Source organism: Shinella sp. GW821-FHT10F02, from assembly GCF_058809275.1.
The window spans coordinates 1-4019 of sequence record NZ_JBXASL010000021.1 but is presented as its reverse complement, the minus strand read 5'-3'; the positions used below and the strand labels follow the sequence as shown (position 1 = coordinate 4019).

Below are 4019 nucleotides of genomic sequence, written 5' to 3'. Positions count from 1 at the left end.
CTCGAAATGCTCCAGATCACACTCGACATCTTCCTCGCAAGAAAACGCCTCGCGAGTCCAACATGAACACTCCCCCCCTTGAGGGGGAGATGCCGGGCAAGGCAGAGGGGGGAGCGGCGTTCTCCGGCTATGATGCCCTTCGGCGCTTGTACTTCAGCGTCTCGAAGCGCGCTGCGAGGCCGTCATACAGCATCAGGCGGCCGACCAGGGGCTCGCCGGCGCCGGTGACGAGCTTGATCACCTCCATCGCCATCAGCGTGCCGACGACGCCCGTCAGCGCGCCGACGATGCCGGCCTCGGCGCAGGCGGGCACGACGCCCGGCGGCGGGGCTGAGGGGAAGAGGTCGCGGTAGCCGGGGTTGAGCGTGCCGTCTGGGCCGGCTTCATAGGGTTTCAGCACAGTCAGAGAGCCATCGAAGCGACCGACGGCGCCGGTGACGAGGGGGATGCGCGCCGTTTCAGCAGCGTCCGCCGAGGCGTAACGCGTGTCGAAATTGTCGGAACCGTCGATGAGCAGATCGTAACCGGCGAGCAACGAAGCGGCGTTCTCTGCGGTTAGCCGCTGCGCGATACCGGTGAAGCGCACATGCGGGTTGAGGCGGGCGACGGCGGCTTCGGCGCTGGCCACTTTCGGCGTGCCGAGGCCGGCGGTGTCGTGGATCACCTGGCGCTGGAGATTGGAGAGCGAGACCGTGTCGTCGTCGAGCACGCCGATATGGCCGATGCCGGCGGCGGCGAGGTACTGGATGACGGGTGCGCCAAGACCGCCGGCACCGATGATCAGCACATTGGCCTGTTTCAGCTTCTGCTGGCCCGCGCCGCCGATTTCCGCCAGCACGATATGGCGGCGGTAGCGGTCGATCTCTTCAGGGCTGAGCAGGTCGGTCATGTCACGATGCCTCCGTTCGAGACGGTGAGAAACTGGGCGCGGTCGCCGAGCGCATCGAACATCGCACGGTCGGTGCCGGTCATGAAGGCCTGGCCGCCGAGCGCATCGACCCGGTCGAAGAGGGCTGCGCGCCGGCCCTCGTCGAGATGGGCCGCGATTTCGTCGAGCAGCAGCACCGGTGCATGGCCGGTCATGCTGGCGACGAGGCCGGCATGGGCAAGGATCAGGCCGACAAGCAGCGCCTTCTGCTCGCCCGTCGAGCAGCGCTCCGCCTCCATGTCTTTCTCGCGATGGCGGATCAAAAGATCGGCGCGGTGCGGGCCGTCCAGCGTGCGGCCGGCGGCGGCGTCGCGGTAGCGGCCATCCTGCAGCATGCCGAGATAGATCTCCTCGATCTCGTAGGCGGGGCGCTGCCATTCCCCATCGAGGAAGCCGGAAAGCCGCATGGTGGCGGATGGAAACGGGCCGTCATCGCGCGCGGCCTCGACGAGGCCGGAAATCAGACCGACAAGCTCGTGGCGGGCATGCGCCATGGCGATGCCGAGTTCGGCCATCTGCCTTTCCAGCGCCGTCAGCCAGGCGGGATCCTGCCGCGGCTCGGAGAGCAGCCGGTTGCGGCCGCGCATGGCCTTTTCGAAATCCGCCGCGCGGCGACCGTGTTCGGGGTCGAGCGACAGCACGAGCCGGTCGAGGAAGCGGCGGCGGTCGGCGGACGGGCCGGTGAAGAGGCCGTCCATCGCAGGCGTCAGCCAGAGCACGCGCAGGTGATCGAGCAATTCGTCGACGGTGCGGGCGGGCGTACCGTTTAGCCGGAGTTTTCGCGCCTGGCCTTCGTCGCCGCCTTCCGTCCCGGTGCCGATATCGACCTCGTCCAGCATCCCATCAAGCGTCGCGAAAACGGAGAAGCCACCCTCGGCCCCCGCACGCGCGACATCGCCATAGGCGGCGCGGCGCAGGCCCCGGCCGGGGGAGAGGAAGGAGACGGCCTCCATGAGGTTGGTCTTGCCGGCACCATTCTGGCCCGTCAGCACGACATGCCGACCGTCGAGCGCCAGCGACAGGCCCGCATAGTTGCGGAAGTCCGTGAGCTTGAGGCGGGAAAGGGAAACCTTTTGCGGCATGGGGTGAGAGCTAGAGCATTTTTTGCGCGAGTGGAATCACTTGGACCCGCATAAATGCGGCAACAACAGAAAGATCGACGCTGATTGTCGGCCCGCCCCTAGATAGGGGTTTGCCGGACCGATGCAAAGGACCGCGCACACGATGGCGTGAGGGCGGTTGCCTGTACGGGCGCAAGGGGGTAATCGAAAAGCCCGCCCATGCGTTGCATCCTCCCCTCCCAGCTCCCACAGGTTTTCGCCTTGTCCTCTTCCGCCCGTCCCGTCTTCGATCGCCCGTTTTCCGCCTTCCTCTTCGACATGGACGGCACGATCATCAACTCCATTCCGGCGACGGAGCGGGTCTGGACCCGGTGGGCGCTGAAACACGGCCTCGACGTCGCGACCTTCCTGCCGACCATGCACGGCGTGCGCGGCATCGACACGATCACCCGCCTCGGCCTGCCGGGCGTCGATCCCGTGGCTGAAGCCAAGGAGGTCGAGCGCGAGGAGATGGAGGACGTCGACGGCGTCATCCCGATCCCCGGCGCGATCGCCTTCCTGACCTCGCTGCCGGCCAGGCGCTGGGGCATCGTCACCTCCGCACCGGTGGGGCTCGCCCGCCGCCGTCTCGCGGCCGCGGGCATCCCGCTGCCCGAGGTGATCGTGACGGCGGACGACGTGACGAAGGGCAAGCCGGCGCCGGATGGCTACAAGCTGGGCGCACAGCGCCTCGGCGTCGATCCGGCCGATTGCCTGGTTTTCGAGGACGTGCCCGCGGGCATTCTTGCCGGTGAGAGTGCCGGCGCGGGCGTCGTGGTCATCACCGCGACGCACCACCACCCGATCGAAACGAGCCACCCTTTGCTGAACAGCTATGAGGGCGTCGCGGCCAAACTGGATGTCGACGGCAAGCTGACGCTGGTCCGCATCGCGGACTGACGACTGGCGGCGGCTCAGGCCGCCGGTTTTGTCAGGATGCCGCCAATCACCGTATCGACGACGGCCTCGACCTCGGCTTCGGAGACATCCAGCCGCTCGGTCAAGAGCCGGCCCCAGGCGAAACTCGACAGGATTTCCGTGACGAGCTCGGCGTTGACGTCCGGGCGAACCTCGCCGCGCTCCTGCGCCTTCTCGACGATCTTGCCGCTCTGGCAGCGGCGGTCCGCCATATAGGCCGAGAGGGCCGCAAGCGCTGCCGGCTCTTCCTGCGCTCGTGCCACCACGCAGCGGAAGACTTCGCCACTCGTGCCATCCCGCCAGGTCTTTAGAATGCCGGTGAGATAGGCGCGCAGGTCATCGCGGATATTGCCCCGGTCGGGGAAGATGAAATTGATCCGCTTGTGGCTGTGGTAGACGTCGAGCAGCAGGGCGGCCTGCGACGGCCACCAGCGATAGATCGTCGGCTTGCCGGCACGCGCGCGCCGCGCCACCGCCTCGATGGAGAAGCCGGCGAGCCCGTTTTCCAGCAGCACCGCCTCCGCCGCCGCCAGGATCGCCTCCTGGCTCGCGGGATTGCGCGTGGCGCCGATCGAGCGGCGGGCGGGCTTCAACTCTGCCTCGGTCATCTGCCTTTTCCTTTTTTCGCTCTTCTAGCACGGAAGGTACTTGAACGGAACGTTTCGTTTCTATATAAACGAAACGTTCCGTTCTATAAAGGCTCTTCCCAATGACCACGCCCGCTCCCACCCGCAAACTTTCGAAACTGCACTTCGCGCTCGCCATGCTGGTGCCCGTCTACCCGCTGATTACGACGATCCTCTACATCGTGCTGCCGCTCACCGAAGGCTGGACGATCTGGCAGCGCACCGCGGTGATCGCGCCGATCATGGTGTTCGCCATCGTCTTCTTCGTCTCGCCCTTCGTGCAGAAGCGGTTTTCGAACTTCATCCTGCGCGCCGCATGAAAAAAGCCGGGGTGTTTCCACCCCGGCTTTTGACAGGTTTCGCCCCCTCGCGCGTCATCCTTATCTGTGGCAGCCGCATGATTTGGTAAGATGCAGCGGTGGGCAGCGTACCATTGTCATCCCAGGT

5 protein-coding genes are annotated in these 4019 nt (G+C 66.2%); 2 read left to right on the top strand and 3 right to left on the bottom strand.

Annotation, left to right across the window (positions count from 1 at the left end; genetic code table 11):
- Positions 1-127 precede the first annotated feature (127 nt).
- Complete coding sequence (locus tag AC1RWL_RS32120) at positions 128-889, bottom strand: molybdopterin-synthase adenylyltransferase MoeB (RefSeq protein ID WP_493097537.1); 762 nt, start codon at positions 887-889, stop codon at positions 128-130.
- Entirely contained in the window at positions 886-2010 is a 1125-nt protein-coding gene (recF, locus tag AC1RWL_RS32115) for a DNA replication/repair protein RecF (protein ID WP_493097539.1), read from the bottom strand. Before recF ends, AC1RWL_RS32120 begins: the two co-directional genes overlap by 4 nt.
- Positions 2011-2208: 198 nt before the next feature.
- Here recF and AC1RWL_RS32110 point away from each other — a divergent pair, with 198 nt between their 5' ends.
- Positions 2209-2928 (top strand): HAD family hydrolase, encoded by a 720-nt coding sequence (locus AC1RWL_RS32110; RefSeq protein ID WP_493158616.1) that lies wholly within the window; start codon positions 2209-2211, stop codon positions 2926-2928.
- A 14-nt stretch (positions 2929-2942) separates the two neighbouring features.
- On the opposite strand, the gene AC1RWL_RS32105 is transcribed toward AC1RWL_RS32110, so the two are convergent.
- Positions 2943-3554 carry a TetR/AcrR family transcriptional regulator gene (locus AC1RWL_RS32105; RefSeq protein WP_439614725.1) on the bottom strand — a complete coding sequence of 204 codons (612 nt, stop codon included), beginning with the start codon at positions 3552-3554 and terminating at the stop codon, positions 2943-2945.
- Positions 3555-3655: 101 nt separating this feature from the next.
- On the opposite strand from AC1RWL_RS32105, the gene AC1RWL_RS32100 reads away from it, so the two are divergent.
- Complete coding sequence (locus AC1RWL_RS32100; protein WP_439614724.1) at positions 3656-3892, top strand: putative antibiotic biosynthesis monooxygenase; 237 nt, start codon at positions 3656-3658, stop codon at positions 3890-3892.
- The last annotated feature ends 127 nt before the right edge of the window (positions 3893-4019 follow it).